Raw genomic sequence first — 20,487 nt, 5'->3', positions numbered from 1 at the left:
CCGCCGTGCCGTTGCAGACCTGCCCCGTGGAGCGGATCACGCCGTCGGCGTAGGCGATGGTCAGGGTCTGGAACTCGCGCACCGTGTCCGTGCCCGTCACCGTCCAGCGGGTGCTGGCGTTGCCCCCGACGTTGCCGGCCGCCGTGAACTGCTGCTTGGTATAGGCGATGGTCTCGGCCGCGATCACCGTGGCCGTCGCCGTCCCGTTGTTGGCGGACAGCGCGCCGGCCTTGTCCACCGCCTTGAAGGTGATGGCGAAGTTGCCGGTGGCCGTGGGCGTGTAGGTGATCACGCCGTTGACCGGGATCGGCTGCGGGCCGAGCTGCGCGGGCCACGTCACGATGGAGGCGTTGGCCAGGTCGGCCGCGCCATCCGGGTCGCTGGAGGTCGCCAGCAGGTTCAGCACGTTCGCGCGGCCGTTGACGGCGCTGATCGTGGTGTTGCCCGCCACCGGCAGGTCGTTGACCGGCGTGATGTTCAGCGCCAGCGACGCCTGGTTGGACGGACGGCCGTTCACCGAGACGGTGTACAGGAGGTTGTCCTGGCCGTTGGCGTTCGGGTTCGGCGTGTACGTCACGTTGCCGTCGGCGGTGACGACTGCAGCACCCAGGCGCGGGAGCTGGTTCACAGTCACCGTGACGGCGGTGCCGGCGCTGGCCGCGGTGCGGAGGTTCGTCTGCACGCCGTTCAGCAGCACGGTGTCGTTGGCGAGCAGGTCGATGTGCACGGGCGCGGCGCAGGAGGTCGCCGGGGTGGCCGAGCAGTCCTCGTTCAGCGTGACCAGGTCGTTGTTCGCCACCGGGACGCCCACCAGCACGGCGGCGCCGAGGGCGGCATCGGTGTTGCGCACATCGCCGCCACCCTTGTTGGAGACAACCTGCACCTTGGAGGGCGGGGCGGTGATGGCAGACACCGTGGCGGCGCCACCTGCGAGCACGAGGCCGGTGCCGGCGCCGCGGCCGACGGACACGCCGGGCGTCCCCACTCCGGCGGGGCCGTAGCCGGTCAGCGTCAGCACGGCGGTCGGATCGCTCGAGGCGGCGTTGACCGTCAGCGTGCCGTTGCTCGGGCCGTTGTAGCTGGACAGCGAAATCTGCACGTCGTCGGTCACCTGCTGCAGGAAGTAGGCGGGGACGACCTGGCCGGCGGTGTTGCGGGCGGTGGTGTCCACGATGCACAGGTGGCTGGGCGGCAGGCCGCCGGGCTGGCTCTGGCCCCAGTAGTCGGTGCCGTTCACGGCCATCGGGTGGGCGATGGCGCCGACGGGTGCCGCGTACGGGCCGGGGTTGACCACGTTCAGGCCCGTGACGGGGTTGACGCTGATCGCGCCACCGCAGGGCACGTCGTAGAACTGCAGGATGGGCGTCACGGCCGCGAGTTGCGGGCCCGCGGGCAGGCGCGCGTTCACGGTGGGCAGCGCGGTGGCGAAGGCGTCGAGGTCCGTCACCTGGCCCAGAGCGTCGGCGTGGTAGGTGCCGCGGGCGCCCACGACCTCGCCGGGGATGGTGCCCGTCATCAGGCGGCCGGAGACCACGAAGTTGGTCTCGCCGTCCATGGTGAAGGCCACCGGTCCGTTGTGGTCCGCCTGCGGGTGGCGGATCTCGATGCGGAAGGTGTTGTGGTTCCGCAGCGAGGAGGTGCCGTCCGGTTCGAAGGCGGTGAAGGGCGGCAGCGGGCTGCCCGTCACGGTGCCGACGCGGGCGGGATCGGCGAGGTACTTCTTGCCGGTGCCCGGGTTGGCCGTCGGGGCGGCGCCCGCCGCCACGGCGGAGTCGAACCACGGGTCGGTGCCGGCCGGCGCGGCAGCCAGGTCGGGCATGGGGGGCACTTCGGCGCCGCCGGCCGCCACGGAAGGCAGCAGGAAGGGGCCGATCTGGGTGCCCAGCGTGCACTCGAAGGTGTTGATGCAGGCCACGCCGACGTCGGTCGTCTCGAAAATCCGGTCGCCGGCTTTCTGGTTGATGTAGGTGGTGTCCGAATAGGGCGTGACGACGCGATAGTCGCCGTCGACCGGCAGTTTCGGGATGAACACGCGGATGCGGCCGAACGTCATCTGGTCGCCGTCGGCCGGGGCGCCGTTCGCGAAGGCGGCCTCGAGCGCGACGGTCAGGCGCGCCCGGAAGCCCGTGTTCGGATCCAGCATGCCGTTGTCGGCGATGTAGTAGAAGTGTTCGTCGAAGTAGTTGTTCGGGAACACTTCCGGGAACACCGGACCGGGCGGGATCAGGACGCACCAGCCGCCATCGAGTTCGGCTTGCGACTTGATGTCGCAGAACTCCATGGTGATGCCCGTGCCGTCCTGGAACCAGGCGGGATAGCCGCCGACGGAGGGGGCCGTGTCGATCGGGCCCATGCGGGTGAGGACCGCGTGGGCAGGGGTTGCGGCGGCGATGGCGAGGGCTGCGGCCGCCGCGAGCACATTGCGCTTGGGAGTCATGGTTTTGGCGTTCATGTGAGGGGGTGGGTGCTCGACGGGCCTGGCCGGGTGTTGCCTGCCCGTTACGGATCTTTCGCGGCATGGCCCCGCCCCGGCGCCGCGAAGCCCGCCGGGGGGTGTTCCTGGGCCGCCGGGGAGGCCTGGCCGGAACCGGTCCGCGCGGCAGGGCCCGCCTCACCGGTGCAGGCCCCGTCCGCGTCATTGCGTGTACTTAAGTAACAGCAAGACGCAGACCAGTACCACTTCTGACCTCGAGCTGACTTCTGTTTCCGGGAGTGGGCACCAAGGTGCCGCGCGACGCGCGAGCTTCTTTCCGGGGGACCCGCCATCGGGCACCCGTGCGTCCGAGTGGTTTTCGAGCGCGGCGCGCAGGCACCTTGGTGCCGGGAAAGTTCCGGGGAAATTGGCCCCACGAGCGGGGAATCGGCAGGGTTCCGATCGCAACAGGGCCGCGCCGACCGGTGTGGACGTTTCGCGTTCCAGAAGCACCGAGGCCGCCCCGCGGGAGCGGGGCGGCCTCGTTCACTTGGCAAAGGCGGCTTACTTGAACACGATGCCGATCGTCTGGGCGCCACCGAGCACGGGATTGCTCGAGAACGTCCGGATGTTCGTCGGCCCGGTGGACCAGAACGTCGCGTCCTTCGGATCCGTGGCGCCTCCCGGCGCGAAGACCCGGTCGAACAGCCAGGCCCCGGTGCCGTCCACCACCGCGGTGCCGACCACGCAGGCCGGGACGGCCGCCGTGCCGTTGCACACCTGGCCGGTGGAACGGATCGTGCCGTTCGCGTAGGCGATCGTCAGCGTCTGGCCCTCGCGGACGGTGTCGGTGCCGCTCACCGTCCAGCGGGCGTTCGCGGCGCCGCCGGCGGGGGCCGTGAATTGCTGCTTGGTGTAGGCGATCGTCTCGGCCGCGATCACCGTGAGCGTGCCGGTGCCGAGGTTGGCCGACAGGGCGCCGGCCGCGTCCTTGGCACGGTAGGTCACGGTGAAGTTGCCGGTCGACGTCGGCGTGTAGTTGACGACGCCGTTCGCGGGCAGCGGCTGCGGTCCGAGCTGGGCCGGCCAGGTGACGATCACGGCATCGCGCACGTCGGTGTTGCCGTCCGGGTCGGTGGAACTCGCGATCAGGTTGGCAATGTTGGTCTTCGCGACCACGGCGCCGACGGTGGTGTTGCCGGCCACCGGCAGGTCGTTCACGGGCGTGACATTGATCGCCAGCGCGGCCTGGTTCGACACGCGGCCATCCACCGTGACGGTGTACAGGATCTGGTCGAGCCCGTTGGCGTTCGGGTTGGGCGTGTAGGTCACCCGGCCGTCGGCCGTCACCGTCGCCGTGCCGATGCGCGGCGCCGTCGCGGTCACCGTCACGATGGCGGCGCCGCTGGTCACCAGGGCGCGCAGGTTCGTATTCACGCCGTTGAACAGCACCGAGTCGTTGGCGAGCAGGTCGAACTGCAGCGGCGTGGCGCAGGAGGTCGCCGCGGTCGCCGAGCAGTCCTCGAACATGGTGACGGTGTCGTCCGCCGCCACCGGCACGCCCACCAGCACGGCGGTGCCGAGCGCGGGGTCGGTGGTGCGCAGGTCGCCGCCGCCCTTGTTCGACACGACCTGCACCTTCGACGGCGGCGCCAGCAGTGCCGACACGGTGGCGGCGCCCGCCACCAGCTGCAGGCCGGTGCCCGCGCCGCGGCCGACGGAAGTGCCGGGCGTGGCCGCGGGAGCGGGGCCGTAGCCGGCGAGCGTCAGAACCGCGGTCGGGTCGCTGGACGTCGCATTCACCGTCAGCGTGCCGTTGCCCGGGCCGTTGTACCCCGCCAGCGTGACCTGCACGTCGTCGGTCACCTTCTGCAGGTGGTACACGGGCACGACCTGGCCGGCCGCGTTGCGGGCCGTGGTGTCCACGATGCACAGGTGGCTGGGCGGGAGGCCGCCCGGCTGGCTCTGGCCCCAGTAGTCGGTGTCGCTGGAGGACATGCCGTGCGCGATCGCGCCGGCGGGCGCCGTGTAGGGCGGCGGGTTCACGATGGGCAGGCCGGTCAAGGGATCGGTGCCGATCGCCCCGCCGCAAGGCACATCGTAGAACTGCAGGATCGGGGTCACCGGCGGGACGATCGCCTGCGCGGGCACGCGCGCGTTCACGCCCGGCAACGCGCTCGCATACGCGTCGAGTTCCGTCACGTTGCCGAGCGCGTTCGCCTCGTAGGTGCCGCGCATGTCGACGACCTCGCCCGGGATCGCGCCGGTCACGAGCCGGCCGGCCACGGTGAAGTTGGTCTCGCCGTCCAGCGTGTAGAACACCATGCCGTCATGGTTGGGCGTCGGAACGCGCACCTCGACACGGAAGGTGTTGTGGTTGCGCAGGGTCGAGGTCCCGTCGATGTTGAAGGCCGTGAAGGGCGGCAGCGGGCTGCCGGTCACCGGGCCGACGCGCGCCGGGTCGGCCACGTACTTCTTGCCGGTGCCGGGGTCGGCCGTGGTCGCCCCGAGGGCGACGGCCTGGTCGTAGAAGGGGTCGGTGCCGGGAGGCGCCGTCTTCAGGTCGGGCATGGGGGGCACCTCGCCGCCACCGGCCACTGCCGAGGGCAGCAGGTACGGGCCGATCACCGTCTCCAGCGTGCACGCGAAGGTGTTGACGCAGGCGATGCCGATGTCGGTCGTCTCGAAGATCCGGTCGCCCGCCTTCTTGCCCAGGTAGGTGGTGTCCGAATACGGCGTGATGACGCGGTAGTCGCCGTCGAAAGGCAGGCCGGGCATGAACACCCGCACGCGGCCGAACGTCATCTGGTCGCCGTCGATCACGTCGTTGTTCGCGAACGCCGCCTCGAGGGCGATGATCAGGCGGGCCTTGAAGCCGTTGGATGGATCCTTCAAGCCGTTGTCGGCCCGGTAGTAGAAGTGCTCGTTGAAGAAGTTGGTCGGGAACGACTCGGGGACGACGGGGCCGGGCGGGATCAGGACGCACCAGCCGCCGTTGAGTTCGGCCTGGTTCGTCGGATCGCAGAAGTCCATGGTGATGCCGGTGCTGTCCTGGAACCAGGCCGGGAAGCCGCCGACGGTGGGAGACTTGTCGATGGGACCCATGCGTTGCAGGGCGGCATGGGCGGGGGTTGCGGCGATGATGGCCAGGGCTGCGGCCGCCGCGATCACATTGCGCTTTGGTGTCATGATTTTGCGGGTCATGTGAAACGGAGAACCTCAACGGGCCAGGCCGGGTGCCGCCTGCCCGCTTCGGGGGGGTCCTCGCGTATGGCCGATTCCCTTCGGCTCCGCGAGATCGCCGAGGGTGTTCCGGTGCAGTCGGAAGAAGACCTGGCCGAAACCGGTCCGCGCGGCGGGCCTGCCTCACCGAACAGCCCCGTCCGCTTTGTTGCGTGTACTTTGGTAGTAGCAATGCCCGGGCCGACACTTCTTCTGACGCCCACCTGACAGCCGCCTCCGCGGATGAACCCAAGGTGCCGTGGGGCGGGTGAGCCCTTTTGCGGCACCCGACCAGGGGATCGGGCACGTGCGAGAATGCGCACCCGAGTGGCTTTGCGACCCGCGCGGCGGGGCACTTTGGTTCCGGGAAAGTGCCGTGGAAATTCACCCGGCAGCGGGGAAACCGGTGCGCTTTCTTGACCACGGACAACCACGCGCCTCCCGGCACGGCAGGCCCTCGCCTTGCCCGCGCCGACACAGTTCCTCACAATTCGCCCATGCACCTGCCCCGCCTGCGCATGGCCCTGGTCGGCTTTCCCGACGCGGCCTTTCCCCAGACGCTGCTGCGCGCCCGCACTTCGCCCGCGTGGGAAGCGGCCCCGCTCGACGAGGCCGACGCGCTGTGGGTGGCGGGCCCGTCCGCCCGGATGGAGGCGGACAGCCTGGTGCGGGTGTGGAACGGCGACGGCAAGGCGGCCGTCGTGCTGCACCTGAACACCCTGGAGCGCCCGATCGCCTTCACCGCGCCGATCGCGGACGACCGGCTGCACGCGGTCGAGCGCGTCGACCTGCGCTCGCCGGCCAGCGTAGACCAGTCGCTGCGCCGCACGGAGCAGTCCCTGCGCGCGGTGCTGCTGCAGCTCGGCATGGCGCACCAGATCGCGACGCGCATGACCACCCTCACCGCCCACACCTACCACGTGATGCTGAAGGAGAAGCTGGTGGCGGTGGTGAGCGTGCCGGGCCGCATCGGGATCGAGCTGAGCACCGACCCGGAGGCCCTGGCGGAGGCGCGCTGGGTGGCGCGCCCGGCCGGCGCGAACGACTTCCCCAAGTGGTTCCTGCCCACCAGCTTCGCGGAGTGCCTGTGGCTCCATGCCAGCCGGGTGCCCACCGACCTGCTGCCGCAGCGGTACCGCACGGCGCCCCTCTATTTCCGCTGCGTGCCGCGGGTCCCGCAGCGGCTGGTGCAGAACCGGCACTACGCGGTGCTGGCCGACCTGGCGGCGGCGCCCCGGACCTTCGCCGAGCTGCAGCAGGCCGTCGGCCTGTCGGAGCAGGAGCTCGCTGCGGTGCTGACCGTCCTGTACTTCGCCGGCAGCATCACCTGCAACCCCGAGCGCGCGGCGCGCGGCGGCGGGGGCGGGGGCTCGCGCGAGGCGGTCACGGCCAGCGAACTGCGCAATTCGATGTTCCCGGCCGGCCCCAGCGGCGGCCCGGAAGCAACCATGCCCGCACCATTGGAATGGCGGCCCTGAGGCGCTGACGCCTCGTCATCCGCGGCGAGCCCCGCAGCCAAGCGGCGGCGCCGGGATCGCACGTTTCCCCTGCCTCATGGCCGGGTTGCATTCAGTATGCTTCACTGCACCGCGTCAGGCGGGCCAGGGAGCGAGCATGCAAATCCACACCTCCGTCACCGGACGGCGCATCAGCGTGGTGCTGGCCGACGACCACGACATCGTGCGGGGCGGCATCAAGGCGCTGCTGCAGCTGATGCCGGATGTGCAGGTGATCGACGAGGCCCGCGACGGCGAGGAACTGCTGGCGGTGCTCGCGCGCTGCAAGCCGGACGTGGTGCTGACGGACCTGGCGATGCCCGGCCTGGACGGACTCGCGGCCATCGCCCGCATCCACGAGCAGTACCCGGACCTGCGCGTGCTGGTGCTGTCCATGTACGACACCCTGGATTTCGTGCGGCGCGCCGTGGCCAGCGGCGCCAGCGGCTACCTGATGAAGGATTCGGCGCCGCAGGAACTGGAGCAGGCCGTCCGCGCCGTGGCCTCCACCGGGAGCTACTTCAGCGGCACCGTCGCCCGGCTGCTGCTGCACCCGGAGGAAACCGCCTCCGACGACGGCCTCACCGAACGGCAGATCGAGATCCTGGTGCGGCTGGCCAGCGGAATGTCGTCCAAGGAAATCGCCTACGACCTGGGACTCAGTTCCAAGACGGTGGACGTCCACCGCGGCCGCATCATGGAGCGGCTGGAATTGCGCGACGTCGCCAGCCTCACCCGTTACGCGGTGCGCAAAGGGCTGATCAAGCCCTGAACAGCGGGTCGCGGCGGTTCTAAACTGCCGTCATGCGCCGGACCTCCCGATTCGTCACCTGCCTGCTCGGACTGGCGCTGGTCCTGCTGCCGGCCGCAGGCGCGCAGGCGCGTCCGCCGCAGGCCGTGCAGGGCGTGCTGGAGCTGCCGGCGAAGCTGCAACGCCCCGTCGCGCTGGAGGGGCAATGGGGCTTCGCGTGGGAACGCTTCGTCGATCCCGACTGGGAGCGGCTGCCCACCGGCGGCTTCGCGCCGGTGCCATCGAGCTGGAACGGCATCGCCGGAAAGCCCTCCGGCCAGGACGGGTGGGGCAGCTACGTCCTGGAGGTGAACTGTCCCGCCGGCGAATACCTGGCCGTGGAAGCGACGGGCCAGCGCACCGCCTCGCGCCTGTTCATCAACGGCATCGAGGTGGCGAGGCACGGGCGGCCCGGGCCGTCCGCGCTGGAGAGCTGGGCGGCCGTGCACGACCGGGTCCCCGTCACGCGCGAATTCGCCTGCCCGCTGCGCCTGACGCTGCACGTCTCCAACTTCGACCACCGGGCCGGCGGCTTCGTGCGGCCGCTGTGGGCGGCGCCCGCCGACGTGCTGGACCGCGCGCGCGAGGCGCGGATCGCGCAGCACGCGGCGCTGCTGGCGGCCTACCTGCTCACGGGCGCCGTGGCGCTGATCTTCTTCGTGGCGCGCCGGCGCGAGCGCATCCCTCTCGCCTTCGGGCTGTTCTGCCTGGCGATGGCGGTGTACACCGACATGATCGGCGAGCGCCTGTTCCTGCGGCCGCTGCCGGCGCAGATCGCCTGGTCCGCCTACATGCGCGCCGAGTACCTGTCGTGGCTGGCGGCGATGGCGCTGTTCCTGCTGACGTTGCGCGGCCTCTTCCCCACCGAGATCGCGCTGCGGGTCGTGCGCGTGGTGCTGACGCTGCTGGGACTGGCCGCCGGCGCGGTGCTGGTGCTGCCGCCCGCGGTCTACTCCCACCTCGTGCTGCCGGGGCAGGCGATCGCCGTGGCGGTCGGCGTCTACCTCGCCGTCGCGATGCTGCGCTCGGCGCGGCAGGGCGGCACCGACGCGCGGGTGCTGCTGGCCGGCATGCTGGCGGTGCTGGCGGCGCAGGCGCTGGACCTGCTGCTGATCGACTCCCCCAGCCCCGACCGCAAGTTCGTGACCTTCGGCTTCGCCCTGTTCCTGCTGTCGCCGGCGGTCGTGATCGCGCGCCGCATGAGCGCGGCGCTCAACGCGGAGGAGCGCAGCCGCACGCTGGAAGAGAACGCGCGCCTGCGCGAGGACGTGGAGCGCATCTCGCGCCACGACCTGAAGACGCCCCTGAACAGCATCCTCGGGGCGGCCCGCCTGCTGCACGACGACGGCCGCCTCGCGCCCGACCAGCAGGAGCTGGTCGGGGTCCTGCAGCGGGCCGGCCTGCGCATGCTGGAGATGGTGAACCTGTCGCTCGGGCTGTTCCGCATGGAGACCGGCAGCTACGAGCTGCGGCCGCAGGTGGTCAACCTGCGCGAGGTGGTCTCGCGCGTGCTGGTCGACCTGCATGCCTACGCGGAGGCGCACCGGGTGGCGCTGCACTGGGCCAGCCCGGAAGTCGCCGCGGCGCACGTGCGCGGCGAGGAGCTCCTGTGCTACTCGATCGTCGCCAACCTGGTGAAGAACGCGATCGAGGCGGCCGGAGCGGACCGGCAGGTGACGGTTTCGCTGCGCGACGGCGACCGGGTGGTGCTGACGGTGCAGAACCCCGGCGAAGTGCCGCCCGAGATCGCCGGCCGCTTCTTCGACAAGTACGTGACCGGCCGCAAGAGCGGCGGCACCGGCCTGGGCACCTACTCGGCCCGCCTGATGGCGCGCGCGCAGCAGGGCGAGCTGCGCATGGACACGGGCTACGGCGGCACCACGCTGACCCTCACCCTGCCGGCGCTCAAGGGCGCGCTGCCCGCGCCGGCCGCGGCCGCGGCGGCCGAAAACCCGCAGGACGACTGGCTGCGCGCCCTGCCCGCGCGCGACGTGCTGCTGGTGGACGACGACGAGTTCACGCGCCTGGTCACCAGCCGCATGCTGCCCAGCCCGCCCTTCCACGTGACGACGGCCAGCAACGGGCACGCCGCGACCGAGGCCATGGGCCGGCGCTGGCCGCACTACCTCTTGCTGGACATGGAAATGCCGCTGCGCGGCGGCATCGACACCGTGCGCTGGGCGCGCGAGCAGGAGGCCACCCGGCAACGCCCGCGCTGCCGCGTCATCATGATGTCCGGCAACGACGACGAGGGCTCCGCCGCGCGGGCGCTGCAATCGGGCGCCGACCGCTTCCTGGTCAAGCCCGTGAGCCGCGAGCGGCTGCTGGCCGTCGTGCGCGAGCTGGAGGCGGCGTCGCGGCCCGGCGCGCAGGCCGACCTGTTCCAGCCCGCCGGCGCGCTGGAGACGCACGGCGCCCCGCGCGCCGACGACGAGCAGGTCGTGATCGACGCGGAATGGGCGGAGGTCTTCCCCGGCTTCCTGCAACTGCAGCGCGAAAGCGCCGAGGCCATGGCCGGTGCGGTGTCGGACGGCAGGCGCGAGGAACTGCGCTTCCTGGCCCACCGTGCCTACGGCGCGCTCGGCGCCATGGGCCTGCACTGGGCGGCGCGCCAGAGCCGGATCCTGGAATACGGCGCGCCGGGCGCCTCCCTGGACGAACTGGAGGAGGGCGTGCGCGCCCTGCGCGAGCACCTGGACCGCCTGCGCGTCGAGTACCGGCCGACGGACAGCGCGCAGCGTTAGGAGCCGCTGTCGGCGAGCCCGTGCAGCCAGGTGATGAACTGCGCGGATTCGTCCTTGCCGAACACCGCGTCGGCGCCCAGGTTGATGCAATGCTGCCGGATCACCGGCGTGACGTAGCTGCTGAACACGGCCACCCGCCCCGCCGGGTGGTGCACCTTGCACGGGCCGATCACGCCCATGCCGGAGCCTTCCTGCAGCACGAGGTCCAGCACGGCGACATCCCAGGCGGCGGGATGGTCTTCCAGCCAGAGCTTCGCCTCGCCCTCGTTGCTCGCCGTGGCGACCAGCTGCACCCCGCCCACCGCCGCGAACAGGTCGCGCATGAGCGAGTGCATGCTGATCAGGTCGTCCACCAGCAACACACGCAGCGTCATACCGCGTCTCCGTCTTTCGCCATCTTTTGGACCATTGTGCGGCAGCGCAGGCTGGTCGGTTCGCAAGACCCGCGCCCGACCTACAGGCGGGCGGCGCGGCGTCGGGCCATCCACGGCCTGCAGGGCCTTGCGTCCTGCGCAAGAATCGCGCTTTTCGTCCGCGCCCGCAAAGGGCGCCCCTTGGCATGTCCCTCTACCGACTGGTCGCCCGCTTCGTGCTGCGCCACCGCGCCGCCTATGCGGCTTCGGCCGTGATGCTGGTCGGCATCGCCCTGTTGATCGTGTGGATCCCGCGCCAGATCGGCCACGTGGTGGACGGCCTCGTGGCCGGCCAGCTCGCGCACGGCGCGCTGCTGCGCGAACTGGCCTGGCTGCTCGCCGCCGGCGCGGTGGTGTACTTCCTGCGCGTGGGCTGGCGGCTGCGGCTGTATGCCGCCGCCTACCGGATCGGCGTGGAGCTGCGCGAGCGGCTCTATGCCCGCCTGTCCCTGCAGGGCGCGGCGTTCTACCAGCACCACCGCACCGGCAACCTGATGGCGCTGGCGACCAACGACGTCGACGCGGTGGAGATGGCCGCGGGCGAGGCCATGCTGGCCGGCTTCGACGGCACGCTGACGCTGGTGCTGGTCGTCGGCATGATGTCGCTGGGCGTCGACTGGCGGCTGGCCGCCTGCGCGATCCTGCCCTTCCCCTTCATGGCGCTGGGCTTCTGGCGCATCTCGCGCCACGTGCACGCGGCCTCGCGCCTGTCGCTGGAACGCTTCGGCGCCCTCAACGACCACGTGCAGGAGACGCTGGCCGGCGTGCGCACGGTGCGCGCGCTGGGCCTGCAGGCCCGCAGCGAGGCGCAGTTCGGCGCGCTGGCCGGCGGCGCCGCCGCCGCGAGCCTGGATGCGCAGCGCTGGGAGGCGGCCTACGAGCCGGCGGTGGGCTGCACTTTCGCCGCCGCCACCATGCTGGTGCTGGGCGCGGGCACCTGGCTGGTCTGGCACGGCGAGCTCACGGTCGGCCAGCTCACCAGCTTCAGCCTCTACCTGGGACAGCTGGTGTGGCCGATGTTCGCGGCGGGCTGGGTGCTGTCGCTGCTGGAACGCGGCAAGGCGGCCTGGGCGCGGCTGCAGCCGGTGCTGGATGCGCCCCTGGGCGTGGAGGATCGCGGCACGGTCCCTTCGGTGCAGCCCGGGGCGATCGCCTTCCGCGAGGTGCGCTTCGGCTACGCGCCCGGCGCGCGCGCCGCCCTGGACCGCGTCTCGCTCGTGCTGCCGCCCGGCCGCACGCTGGGGCTGGTGGGCCCCACCGGCGCGGGCAAGACCACGCTGCTGAAGTTGCTGCTGCGCCAGCACGCGCCCGATGCGGGCGAGCTGCGCTGGAACGAGGTGCCGCTGCCGGACTACACGCTGGCCGCGCTGCGCGCCGGCATCGCCTGGGTTCCGCAGGAGCCCTTCCTCTTCTCCGCCCCGGTGGCCGAGAACATCGCGCTGGCGAAGCCAGGCGCGACCCGCGCCGAAGTGGAGCGGGCCGCGCAGCTCGCCGCCGTGCACGAGGACATCCTGCGGCTGCCGCGCGGCTACGACACGCCGGTGGGCGAGCGCGGCGTGACGCTGTCCGGCGGGCAGCGCCAGCGGGTCGCGATCGCGCGGGCGCTGCTGGCCGACGCGCCGCTGCTGCTGCTGGACGACGCCCTGTCGGCGGTGGACACCGAGACCGAGGCGCGCATCCTGGCCCACCTGCGCAAGGCGCGGGTCGGGCGCACCGTCGTCATCGTGAGCCACCGGCTGAGCGCGGTGGTCGACGCCGACGAGGTCGTGGTGCTGCGCGACGGCCACATCGTGGAGCAGGGCGGGCACGCGGCGCTGGCCGCGGGCCACGGCTGGTACGCGCGCCAGTGGCGCTACCAGCAATTGCAGGCAAGCCTCGATGCCAGCTGAATCGGTCGACACTCCGCGCGAGGGCCTCGCGCCCGCGCCCCGCAGGCGCTTCCCCGCGCAGGCCGCCTCGCTGCTGCTGCGCGCCGCCCTGCCGGAGCGCCGCCACCTCTGGCAGGGCGTGCTGTGGCTGCTGGCCGCCGCCGGCCTCGAGGCGCTCGGGCCGCTGGCGGGCAAGTACCTGATCGACAACTACCTGCTGCCGCGCGACGCCGACCTGCCGCGGATCGCGGGCCTGCTGCTCGGCGCGCTGTTCGCCGGCGCCGTCGCGAGCTGGCTGCGCTACCTGCAGCTGGTGCGGCTGGCCGGCGTGGCGATGCGTTCGGTGCAGCGCCTGCGCGAGCAGGTGTACCGGCACGTGCTGCGGCTGCCCATGGCCTTCTTCGACCACGCCATCACGGGCCAGCTCGTGAGCCGCGTCACCAACGACACCGAGGCGGTGAAGACGCTCTACGTGCAGGTGCTGTTCGTGATCCTGGACAGCCTGATCCTGCTGGCCGGCGCGATGATCGCCATGCTGTGGCTGGACTGGCGGCTGATGCTGATCGTGGCGGCGCTGGTGCCGGCGGTGACGCTGATCGTGGTGCTGTACCAGCGCCTGTCGGCGCCGGCGGTGACGCGCAGCCGCGAGCTGCGCAGCGAGCTGAACGCGCACGTGGCCGAGTCGATCGCGGGCATGGCGGTGCTGCAGGCCGCCAATGCGGCGCCCCGCTTCCGGGAGCGCTTCGGCTCGCTCAACGAAGGGCACTACCAGTCGCGGCTGGGCGAGCTGCGCGCCAATGCCTGGCTGCTGCGGCCGGTGCTGGACTTCCTCAACGTGGGGCTGCTGGCGGTTATCCTGTGGGTGTTCGGGCAGCGCGCTTCCAGCGGCCCGCTCGGCGCGCTGGAGGTCGGCATCGTCTACGCGTTCATCAGCTACATCTCGCGCGTGATCGAGCCGCTGATCCAGATCACCATGCAGTTCTCGCAGCTGCAGCAGGCGCTGATCGGAGCGTCGCGGGTGCACGCCCTGCTGGCCGAAACGGAAGCGCCGGCCGCGCGCGACCAGGGCCGCGTGAGCCGGGGCGAGATCGCGATCGAGCGCCTGACCTTCGCCTACCAGCCGGGCCGGCCGGTGCTGCACGGCATCGCCCTGCGCATTCCCGCCGGCAGCTTCCACGGCATCGTCGGCCACACCGGCAGCGGCAAGACCACGCTGCTGTCGCTGCTGCTGCGCTTCTATGCCGCGCCGGGGCACGTGCGCATCGACGGCGTGCCGCTGGAGGCCATCGCCGAGGACAGCTTCCGCGCCAGCGTGGGCATGGTGCCGCAGGAGCCCTTCCTGCTGGCGGCCAGCGCGCGCGAGAACATCGCCATGGGCCGGCCGCTCACCGACGCGCAGGTGGAAGCGGCGGCACGCGCGGCGCATGCGCACGGATTCATCGCGGCGCTGGAACAGGGCTACGACACACTGCTGGGCGAAGGCGGCGCGCGGCTGTCGGTGGGGCAGAAGCAGCTGCTCGCGATCGCGCGGGCGCTGGCGGGCGAGCCGCGCATCCTGTTCCTCGACGAGGCCACGGCGCACATCGATTCGGAGACCGAGCAGCTGGTGCAGCGCACGCTGGCGCGGCTGCACGGACGGGTGACGGTCGTGGCGATCGCGCACCGTCTGTCCACCGTGCGCGACGCCGACCGCATCGTCGTGCTGAACCACGGCCGCGTCGCGGAACTCGGCACGCATGCGGAGCTGATGGCGCTGGAGGGCGGGATCTACCAGCGGCTGTACCAGTTGCAGCAGCTGGAGGAAGAGGACGAAGCGCAGCAGTGACGCTCAGCGCGAGCCCGAGCGCCTGCGCGGTGCCGCCTCCGGCTCCACGTGCACCAGCCGCCCGCTGCTCACCTGCTCCACCAGTTCCGCCGGCGTGTCGAACACCATGCGCGAACGCTCCGGTGAGAGCAGCATGCAGACGAATTCCACCGGCTGGCCGGCCTGGTCGTGCACCAGCCGGTCCACCACGATCAGGGCGGAGCCCACCTCGACCTGCAGCCGCTCGGCCTGCAGCGGATCGGCCAGCGTGGCGCTGATCTCCTGCACCAGCCGGCCCACGCGCACGCCGCGCTGCGCGAGCAGCTGGTTCAGCGAGCGCCGGGTGAGCTCGGCGCGCGTGATGCTCGCTGCCAGCGGCAGCGGGACCCATGCCGTGAGCAGCACCAGCGGCCGGCCCTGGCGCTCGCGCACCCGCACCGAGCGCTGCACCGGCGCGCCCATCGGGATCCGCAGGCGCTCGGCGACGCGGGCCGTGGCCGGCACGTCGCCGAGTTCCAGCACCTTCACGCTGGTGTCGGCGGCGAGATGCCGCACATCCTCGATGTAGCCCTCCGACGGCGCCCCCGCGGCGCGCGCAGGCTGCACCCGCACGTAGGTGCCGCGGCCCTGCACGCGCTCCAGCAGGCCTTCGCGCTCGAGGTCGCTGACGGCGCGCCGCAGCGTGATGCGCGAGACGCCGAACTGCTGGCACAGCGCCGGCTCGGGCGGCAGCTGCTGGCCCGGCTGGAACACGCCGCCCAGCAGGCGGTCGCGCAGCACCAGGAACACCTGCCGGTGCAGCGAGGTGCCCGTGCGCGCGAGGCTCAGCGGTGGGGAATCTGCGGGTTTACGCGAAGGCATGATGCGTTGACGATCTTATCGTCATAGACCTATGATGACATCATCCTATTCCTAAGACGATCCGGGGACTTTCCCGCGGTCGCCCCCTCCAAGGAGACAAGCCATGGGCCACCCCACCCGGCGGCACGCGCTGCAGGCGCTGGCCGCGCTGCTCGCCGCGACGCTGCCTTTCGCGGCGGCCGCGCAGGGCTTCCCCAGCAAGCCGATCAAGCTCGTGATCCCGCACGCGGCGGGCGGCAACTCCGACGCCTTCGGCCGCATCCTCGCGCAGAAGCTGTCCGAGCGCATCGGCCAGCAGGTCGTGGTGGAGAACCGCACCGGCGCCGGCGGCACCATCGCCTGCGCCTCCGTCGCGAAGTCGGCGCCCGACGGCTACACGCTGGTCGTGGCCGACAACGGCACCCAGGCGATCGCGCCCACCCTCTACGGCCACCGCCTGCAGTACGACGTGTTCAAGGACTTCACGCCGGTCACGCTGGCGGCCACCTTCCCCTCGCTGCTGCTGGTGCCGCCGAACTTCCCGGCGAAGACGGCGAAGGAGTTCGTGGCGCTGGCGAAGAGCCAGCCGGGCAAGCTGACCTACTCCTCGGCCGGCACCGGCAACGGCTCGCACCTGACCCTGGAGCTGTTCCGGGCCGCCGCGGGCGGGCTCGACATGGTGCACGTCCCTTACAAGGGCGGCGCCCCCGCGGTGCAGGCGCTGCTGGCCGGCGAGGTGCAGCTCACCTCCGTGAGCGTCAACACCGCGCTGCCGCACGTGCAGGCCGGCAAGGCGCGGCCGCTCGGCGTGGCGTCCGCGAAGCGTTCGCCGGCGCTGCCCGACGTGCCCACCTTCAACGAGGTCGGCATCCCGTTCGAGGCCGACAACTGGCTCGCGATCCTGGGGCCCGCCGGCATTCCCGCCGATGTCGCGGCCAGGCTCAATACCGAGATCACCGCCACGCTGCGCAGCCCCGACGTGCAGGAGCGGCTGGCGAAGCTGGGGCTGGAGGTCGTCGCCTCCTCGCCGGCCGACTACACCAAGCTGCTGGCCAGCGACGTGCCCAAGTGGGGCAAGGCCGTCAAGGACTCCGGCGCCGTCGCCGAATGAACAACGGGCAGAAAAGCATGCACTCCCTCACCACCACCGACACCTCCAACGCACCCGGCACGCTGCGCCGCACGCTGGAACGCGGCGAGTTCGTCGTCGCCCCGGGCGTGTACGAGATGTTCACGGCCAAGATCGCCGACCGCATGGGCTTCAAGGCCCTCTACATGACCGGCTACGGCGTCTCGGCCTCGCACCTCGGCCTGCCCGACGCGGGCCTCGTGGGCTACACCGACATGGTGGGCCGCGCCGGCACGATCGCGCAGGGCATCACGCGCCCGCTGATCGCCGACGCGGACACGGGCTTCGGCGGCCTGATCAACGTGCGCCACACGGTGCGCGGCTACGAGGCCGCCGGCGTGCAGGCGATCCAGATCGAGGACCAGGAGTCGCCCAAGAAGTGCGGCCACACGCCCAACCGGCGCGTGGTGCCCCTGGCCGAGGCCGTCAAGCGCATCGAAGTGGCGGTGGACGCGCGCCGCAGCAAGGACTTCCTGGTCATCGCCCGCACCGACGCACGCACCGCGCTGGGCCTGGACGAAGCGATCGCGCGCGGCCGTGCCTTCGCCAAGGCCGGCGCCGACATCGTCTTCATCGAATCGCCGGAGAGCGTGGACGAATTCCGCCGCGTCGGCGAGGAGCTCGCCGGCGGCGGCGCCTGGTTGATCGCCAACATGGTGCCGACCGGCCGCTCGCCGGAGCTGTCGGCGCAGCAGTTGCAGCAGATGGGATTCGACCTCGCGATCTGGCCCGGCGCGCTGATGTCGGTGGTGTGCCAGGCGGCGGAGGACGCGCTCGCGTACCTGGCGAGGAACGGGACGACCGAGGGCAGCCCGGTCCCCAGCTACGACATGAAGAGGCTGCACGAACTGGTTGGTTTTCCCGAAGTATGGGAATTCGAGAAACGCTACGCCTCGTGAATCCGCGCACGCTGTTCGAGAAAGTCTGGGACGAGCACGTCGTCGCGCAGCTCGCGCCCGGCATCGCTCTCCTGCACGTCGACCGCCACCTGCTGCACGACCTGGGCGGCGGCGACGCCATCGCGGCCGTGCTGCGCAGCGGGCACAAGGTGCGCAACCCCGAGCTGACCTTCGCCACGCCCGACCACGTGGTCGAGACGCGGCCGGGCCGCACCGGCGGCATCGCACCCTGGGCAGACGAACTGATCGCGAGGTTGCGCGAGCAGACCGCGAAGACCGGCGTGCGCCTGTACGACCTCGGCGACGAAGGGCAGGGCATCGTGCACGTGGTCGCGCCCGAACTGGGCCTGTCGCTGCCGGGCCTCACCATGGTCTGCGGCGACAGCCACACCTGCACCAACGGCGCCTTCGGCGCGCTCGCGTTCGGCATCGGCGCCAGCGAGGTGCAGCACGTGCTGGCCACGCAGACGCTGCCGCAGCGCCGGCCGAAGACCATGCGCGCGCATTTCGAGGGCAGGCTGCCGCCGGGCGTGGGCGCCAAGGACATGATCCTCGCGCTGGTCGGCCGCATCGGCACCGCCGGGGGCACCGGCCACGCGCTGGAGTACACCGGCGAGGCGGTGCGCGCGCTCGACATGGAAGGCCGCATGACGCTGTGCAACCTGGCGATCGAATGCGGTGCCAAGGTCGGCATGGTGGCGCCGGACGAGACCACCTTCGCCTGGCTGAAGGGGCGGCGCCACGTCCCGCGGGGGGAGGCCTGGCAGGAGGCCGAGGCCTACTGGCGCACCCTGCCTTCGGACCCGGACGCGCGCTTCGACGCCGAGGTGCTGATCGACTGCACGCAGCTCGCCCCGCACATCACCTGGGGCACCAGCCCGGAGCAGGTGGTGCGCATCGACCAGCGCGTTCCCGTCCCGGCGCAGGCGCCCGACGACGTCCACCGCCAGTCCTGGAGCGAGGCGCTCGCGTACATGGGCCTCGAGCCCGGGCAAGCGATCGCCGGCACCCGCATCGACCGCGTCTTCATCGGCTCCTGCACCAACGCGCGCCTGCCGGACCTGCGCCGCGCGGCCCGGGTCGTGAAGGGGCGGCGCGTCGCGTCGCACGTCGAAGCCTGGGTCGTGCCCGGCTCCGAGCGCGTCAAGCGCGAGGCGGAAGCCGAGGGCCTGCACGAGGTGTTCCTCGCCGCCGGCTTGCAGTGGCGCGAGCCGGGCTGCTCGCTGTGCGTCGGTGCCAACGGCGAGCTGGTGGCGCCGGGCCAGCGCTGCGTCTCCACCTCCAACCGCAACTTCGTCGGCCGCCAGGGCCCCGGCGCACGCACGCACCTGGCCAGCCCCGAGATGGCGGCGGCCGCCGCGATCGCCGGTGCCATCGTGGACGTGAGGAGCTTCTGATGCGCCAGTTCGAAGTGGTCACGGCCGTGGCCGCGCCCTACCCGCACGCCAACGTCGACACCGACCGCATCATCCGCATCGAACGCTGCGCCCGCACGCCGCGCGAGGAGATGGGCGCCTGGGCGTTCGAGATGGAGCGCTTCCTCGCCGACGGCGCCGAGAACCCCGACTTCGTGTTCCACCGCGTGCCCTTCCGCGGCGCCGGCATCCTGGTGGCGGGCGAGAACTTCGGCTGCGGCAGTTCGCGCGAGATGGCCGTCTGGGCCGTGGCCGGCCTGGGCATCCGCTGCGTGATCGCGCCCTCCTTCGGCGAGATCTTCTTCGGCAACTGCTTCCAGAACGGCGTGCTGCCGATCCGGCTGCCCGTCACGACCGTGCAGCGGCTGCAGCGGCAACTGGCCGAGGCGACCACGCGCGAGGACGCCACCCTCCGCATCGACCTGCCCCGCCAGCGCATCGCGATGCCGTCGGGCGAGGAGATCGCCTTCGAAGTCGAGCCGCTGCGCAAGCAGGCGCTGCTCGAAGGCCTGGACGCCATCGGCGCCACCCTGAAGAACGCCGCCGCCATCGCGGCCTTCCAGCAGCGCCAGCGCGCCGAACGGCCCTGGGTCTGGCAGGCCTGAACCCCGAATCCCCATCCATCCCACTCCACAGGAGACCGCTTCCCATGGACCGCGCCCAAGAATCGCCCGCCCGCATCAAGGTGTTCTGGCAGCCCGGCTGCTCCTCGTGCCTGCGCACCAAGGAATTCCTGACCAAGCAGGGCATCGAGTTCGAATCGATCAACGTGCACAACAACCCGGCCGGCATGGCCGAACTGGCGAAGCTCGGCGCGCGCAGCGTGCCCGTGGTGGCGCTGGGCGGCAAGTACACGCTGTGCCAGTCGTTCAACGACGTCGTCAAGTTCCTGGACCTCAAGACCAAGCTGATGGACCCGCTGCCGCCGGCGCAGCTGGTCGCGAAGCTGGACCTGGTCCTGGACGCCGCCGCGCGCTACGTGCGCCAGTTCGCCGACCCGGAACTGCGCGAAGTGTTCCGCAACCGCAACCGCACGCCCGGCGGCACCGCCTTCCACGTCTTCCGCGTGTCCGAGATGGGGCTGGAGGCCGCGCAGGGCATCGAGCTGAAGTTCGAGGGCTTCAACGACGTGCCGCCGGAGCACTGGAGCGGCGAGGACATCGCCCGCTGGGGCCTGCAGGTGCGCGACCGCGTGCTGGCCTGGTGGAAGGAGCAGGAGCGCAAGGACCCGGCGCTCGACTTCACCGTGCCAACCTACTACGGCCAGCGCCCCATGCACGACGTGCTGGAGCGCACCACCTGGCACGCCGCCCAGCACACCCGCCAGGTGATGCTGATGCTGGAGACCTACGGCCACCAGCCCGACGGCCCGCTCACTTCGCAGGACCTCGCCGGCCTGCCGGTGCCGGACGAAGTCTGGGACCGCTGAAGAGAATCACCCCCCAGGAGACAAA

The 20,487-nt window shown here is 71.7% G+C and carries 14 protein-coding genes (1 of these 14 running past the window's edge); 10 read left to right on the top strand and 4 right to left on the bottom strand.

The window, feature by feature from the left end:
- Together JJ685_RS14245 and JJ685_RS14240 are read right to left on the bottom strand one after the other, a co-directional pair.
- Positions 1-2,452 carry the 5' portion of an Ig-like domain-containing protein gene (locus tag JJ685_RS14245; RefSeq protein WP_201674931.1) on the bottom strand. It extends 197 nt beyond the left edge of the window, so the window shows 2,452 of its 2,649 coding nt (coding positions 1-2,452); it begins with the start codon at positions 2,450-2,452; the stop codon falls past the left edge of the window.
- A 525-nt stretch (positions 2,453-2,977) separates the two neighbouring features.
- The gene (locus tag JJ685_RS14240) at positions 2,978-5,617 is read right to left on the bottom strand and encodes an Ig-like domain-containing protein (RefSeq protein ID WP_201674930.1); all 2,640 of its coding nucleotides are present in this window, start codon (positions 5,615-5,617) and stop codon (positions 2,978-2,980) included.
- Between the two features lie 515 nt (positions 5,618-6,132).
- Here JJ685_RS14240 and JJ685_RS14235 point away from each other — a divergent pair.
- From JJ685_RS14235 to JJ685_RS14225, 3 genes are all read left to right on the top strand, one after another.
- The gene (locus tag JJ685_RS14235) at positions 6,133-7,113 is read left to right on the top strand and encodes a hypothetical protein (RefSeq protein ID WP_201674929.1); all 981 of its coding nucleotides are present in this window, start codon (positions 6,133-6,135) and stop codon (positions 7,111-7,113) included.
- A gap of 136 nt (positions 7,114-7,249) precedes the next feature.
- Complete coding sequence (locus JJ685_RS14230) at positions 7,250-7,903, top strand: response regulator transcription factor (protein ID WP_201674928.1); 654 nt, start codon at positions 7,250-7,252, stop codon at positions 7,901-7,903.
- 32 nt (positions 7,904-7,935) lie between these two features.
- The gene (locus tag JJ685_RS14225; protein ID WP_201674927.1) at positions 7,936-10,665 is read left to right on the top strand and encodes a response regulator; all 2,730 of its coding nucleotides are present in this window, start codon (positions 7,936-7,938) and stop codon (positions 10,663-10,665) included.
- Here JJ685_RS14225 and JJ685_RS14220 read toward each other — a convergent pair.
- The gene (locus JJ685_RS14220; RefSeq protein WP_201674926.1) at positions 10,662-11,039 is read right to left on the bottom strand and encodes a response regulator; all 378 of its coding nucleotides are present in this window, start codon (positions 11,037-11,039) and stop codon (positions 10,662-10,664) included. The two genes, JJ685_RS14225 and JJ685_RS14220, sit on opposite strands and share 4 nt — an antisense overlap.
- Positions 11,040-11,224: 185 nt before the next feature.
- Between JJ685_RS14220 and JJ685_RS14215 the strand changes: the two genes are divergently transcribed.
- Both JJ685_RS14215 and JJ685_RS14210 read left to right on the top strand, forming a co-directional pair.
- Positions 11,225-12,967, top strand: a complete 1,743-nt coding sequence (locus tag JJ685_RS14215; RefSeq protein ID WP_201674925.1) for an ABC transporter transmembrane domain-containing protein — start codon at positions 11,225-11,227, stop codon at positions 12,965-12,967.
- Complete coding sequence (locus tag JJ685_RS14210) at positions 12,957-14,771, top strand: ABC transporter ATP-binding protein (protein WP_201674924.1); 1,815 nt, start codon at positions 12,957-12,959, stop codon at positions 14,769-14,771. The genes JJ685_RS14215 and JJ685_RS14210 overlap by 11 nt, the downstream gene beginning before the upstream one ends.
- Positions 14,772-14,774: 3 nt before the next feature.
- On the opposite strand, the gene JJ685_RS14205 is transcribed toward JJ685_RS14210, so the two are convergent.
- Complete coding sequence (locus tag JJ685_RS14205; RefSeq protein WP_201674923.1) at positions 14,775-15,611, bottom strand: GntR family transcriptional regulator; 837 nt, start codon at positions 15,609-15,611, stop codon at positions 14,775-14,777.
- Between the two features lie 103 nt (positions 15,612-15,714).
- On the opposite strand from JJ685_RS14205, the gene JJ685_RS14200 reads away from it, so the two are divergent.
- Genes JJ685_RS14200 through JJ685_RS14180 form a run of 5 tightly spaced genes read left to right on the top strand, consistent with a single transcriptional unit; the run spans position 15,715 to position 20,462 of the window.
- The gene (locus JJ685_RS14200) at positions 15,715-16,701 is read left to right on the top strand and encodes a Bug family tripartite tricarboxylate transporter substrate binding protein (protein WP_201674922.1); all 987 of its coding nucleotides are present in this window, start codon (positions 15,715-15,717) and stop codon (positions 16,699-16,701) included.
- A gap of 17 nt (positions 16,702-16,718) precedes the next feature.
- Positions 16,719-17,618 (top strand): isocitrate lyase/PEP mutase family protein, encoded by a 900-nt coding sequence (locus tag JJ685_RS14195; protein WP_201674921.1) that lies wholly within the window; start codon positions 16,719-16,721, stop codon positions 17,616-17,618.
- Positions 17,615-19,015, top strand: coding sequence for a 3-isopropylmalate dehydratase large subunit (leuC, locus tag JJ685_RS14190; RefSeq protein ID WP_330901767.1), 1,401 nt, complete (start codon positions 17,615-17,617; stop codon positions 19,013-19,015). Before JJ685_RS14195 ends, leuC begins: the two co-directional genes overlap by 4 nt.
- Positions 19,015-19,638: a 3-isopropylmalate dehydratase small subunit gene (gene leuD / locus JJ685_RS14185; RefSeq protein WP_201674919.1), complete on the top strand. Its 624-nt coding sequence runs from the start codon at positions 19,015-19,017 to the stop codon at positions 19,636-19,638. The genes leuC and leuD overlap by 1 nt, the downstream gene beginning before the upstream one ends.
- A 44-nt stretch (positions 19,639-19,682) precedes the next feature.
- Positions 19,683-20,462 carry a glutaredoxin domain-containing protein gene (locus tag JJ685_RS14180; RefSeq protein WP_201674918.1) on the top strand — a complete coding sequence of 260 codons (780 nt, stop codon included), beginning with the start codon at positions 19,683-19,685 and terminating at the stop codon, positions 20,460-20,462.
- The last annotated feature ends 25 nt before the right edge of the window (positions 20,463-20,487 follow it).

It is taken from the genome of Ramlibacter monticola, from assembly GCF_016722785.1.
Taxonomy (GTDB): domain Bacteria; phylum Pseudomonadota; class Gammaproteobacteria; order Burkholderiales; family Burkholderiaceae_C; genus Ramlibacter; species Ramlibacter monticola.
Note: the sequence above shows the minus strand (reverse complement) of the source record. Positions and strands in the feature narration are given on the sequence as shown.

What these genes read in the sequence shown, in the direction of transcription:
- JJ685_RS14240 (WP_201674930.1), bottom strand. Translation starts at nt 5,617, where the DNA reads ATGACCCGCAAAATCATGACACCAAAGCGCAATGTGATCGCGGCGGCC.
- JJ685_RS14235 (WP_201674929.1), top strand. Translation starts at nt 6,133, where the DNA reads ATGCACCTGCCCCGCCTGCGCATGGCCCTGGTCGGCTTTCCCGACGCG.
- JJ685_RS14230 (WP_201674928.1), top strand. Translation starts at nt 7,250, where the DNA reads ATGCAAATCCACACCTCCGTCACCGGACGGCGCATCAGCGTGGTGCTG.
- JJ685_RS14225 (WP_201674927.1), top strand. Translation starts at nt 7,936, where the DNA reads ATGCGCCGGACCTCCCGATTCGTCACCTGCCTGCTCGGACTGGCGCTG.
- JJ685_RS14220 (WP_201674926.1), bottom strand. Translation starts at nt 11,039, where the DNA reads ATGACGCTGCGTGTGTTGCTGGTGGACGACCTGATCAGCATGCACTCG.
- JJ685_RS14215 (WP_201674925.1), top strand. Translation starts at nt 11,225, where the DNA reads ATGTCCCTCTACCGACTGGTCGCCCGCTTCGTGCTGCGCCACCGCGCC.
- JJ685_RS14210 (WP_201674924.1), top strand. Translation starts at nt 12,957, where the DNA reads ATGCCAGCTGAATCGGTCGACACTCCGCGCGAGGGCCTCGCGCCCGCG.
- JJ685_RS14205 (WP_201674923.1), bottom strand. Translation starts at nt 15,611, where the DNA reads ATGCCTTCGCGTAAACCCGCAGATTCCCCACCGCTGAGCCTCGCGCGC.
- JJ685_RS14200 (WP_201674922.1), top strand. Translation starts at nt 15,715, where the DNA reads ATGGGCCACCCCACCCGGCGGCACGCGCTGCAGGCGCTGGCCGCGCTG.
- JJ685_RS14195 (WP_201674921.1), top strand. Translation starts at nt 16,719, where the DNA reads ATGCACTCCCTCACCACCACCGACACCTCCAACGCACCCGGCACGCTG.
- leuD (WP_201674919.1), top strand. Translation starts at nt 19,015, where the DNA reads ATGCGCCAGTTCGAAGTGGTCACGGCCGTGGCCGCGCCCTACCCGCAC.
- JJ685_RS14180 (WP_201674918.1), top strand. Translation starts at nt 19,683, where the DNA reads ATGGACCGCGCCCAAGAATCGCCCGCCCGCATCAAGGTGTTCTGGCAG.